The organism is Pseudomonas morbosilactucae, assembly GCF_023241715.1.
Classification (GTDB): Bacteria; Pseudomonadota; Gammaproteobacteria; order Pseudomonadales; family Pseudomonadaceae; genus Aquipseudomonas; species Aquipseudomonas morbosilactucae.
Map to the genome: position 1 here is coordinate 1 of NZ_JALQCW010000136.1, position 1656 is coordinate 1656.

Sequence of the window (1656 nt, forward strand, 5' to 3'; positions counted from 1 at the left end):
CGGCCGCTGGATCCGCGAGATCGCACTCTACGATGCAGACGGCGACATGGCGCGGTGGCCAACTGCGCACCGAGCTTCAAGCCTTGCTGGCCGGCACCGGCAAGACCCAGATCATCCGCATGAACTTCATCGTGGCCAACACGGCGCAGATCGTGCTGAAGATCGACCCCGCGGTGGTCCTGGCGACTCGCGAGTACGTCGATAACGCCGTGATCGAAGCCCTGGCCAAGTTGGACTTCAAGCACTCGGCGCTGGTGGCCACCACGGCCAATATCGTTTTGAGTGGCTTGCTGACCTCGACGGGGTGCTGCTGCCGGCCGATGCCCGGGTGCTGGTGAAGAACCAGACCCAGGCCAAGGACAACGGGCTGTACGTGGTGTCATCGACGGGCGTCTGGAAGCGGGCCACGGATGCCGACAGCAGCCTGGAGGTGACCCCGGGTCTGTTCGTCAGTATCGAGAAGGGCACGGTCAACGGTGACAGCGTCTGGCAGTTGGTGACCGATGGGCCGATTGTCCTTGGCACCACGGCCCTGGTGTTTGAAATGGCCGTCGGCCGGACCGGCATCAGCGCGGGTTCCTATGCCAATGTCACCGTCGACAAGTACGGCCGGGTGATCGCCGGGACCAACCCGACCACGCTGGCCGGGCACGGTATCACCGACACTTACACCAAGGCGGAGATCGAGGCGATGGTGGCTCAGGCCTCGTCGTTGCCGGTGGGCTCGATGGTGGCGTTTCCCAAGGGGACCGCTCCTGCGGGCTTCCTTGAGGTCAATGGCGGTTCGTGGAGCATTGCAGCCTTTCCCGATCTGGCCGCATATCTGGGCACGACCTTCAACAAGGGCGACGAGGGAGCCGGTTACTTCCGCTTGCCGGATTCGCGGGGCGAGTTCCTGCGAGGCTGGGACAATGGGCGCGGGGTCGATGCTGGGCGGGCCCTGGGCAGTCTTCAGAGCGACGAACTGAAAGCACACCCGCACTACAACAACTTACGGACATCACCAGTTGTCAACGCACCTTCGGCAGTTACGAACTATGGGGCTGCTTCGAATGTTGCAACCAGTAGCGTGTTTGAGACAAGCACAGGCAGCTTTGCGGGCGCTGGTAACTTTCCGGTATCAACAACCGGCGGCACCGAAACCCGTCCGCGCAACCTGGCGGTTATGTGGTGCATCAAGGCCTGGAACGCGCCGATCAATCAGGGAAACATCGACGTTGCAGCGCTTGCCCCGCTGGCCGCTCAGGCGACTGAGGTCAATCAGGGCACAGCGAAGGTGGCCAGCGATGCGCAGATGCTGGACGGCGCTAATGACCTGGTGATGCTGACCCCCAAGAAAGCCCGCAGAGGGTTCTCGATCAGTCTCACGACGAATGGCTATATCACCTTCCCGACCTGGCTTGGCGGCTTGGTGCTTCAGTGGGGTTTAAGTTCTCAAATTGCTAATAACGGACACTCACGGTGCCATTCCCCGATCGAATTTCCGACGACGTGTTTGTGTGCGTTGGCAACAACTTCAAATCCGGCACCTGCTGTTATGGGGCAGACGGTGTCATCAACGTGGCTGGAGTTTCAAAGAGCTCTGTGATGCTTCTGGCCAACGATAACGGCTCAGGTACGAACTCGTTGCAAGGTGCTTTCTATCTTGCGATTGGC

2 protein-coding genes are annotated in these 1656 nt (G+C 60.8%); both read left to right on the forward strand.

The genetic code is table 11. From position 1 onward, the window contains the following. Positions 1 to 338: phage tail-collar fiber domain-containing protein (locus M1B34_RS33355; RefSeq protein ID WP_268267397.1), on the forward strand; the 338-nt coding region annotated here is incomplete at its 5' end. After that, positions 329 to 1588, forward strand: a complete 1260-nt coding sequence (locus M1B34_RS33360; protein WP_268267398.1) for a phage tail protein — start codon at positions 329 to 331, stop codon at positions 1586 to 1588. The genes M1B34_RS33355 and M1B34_RS33360, both read left to right, overlap by 10 nt. Positions 1589 to 1656: the final 68 nt, after the last annotated feature.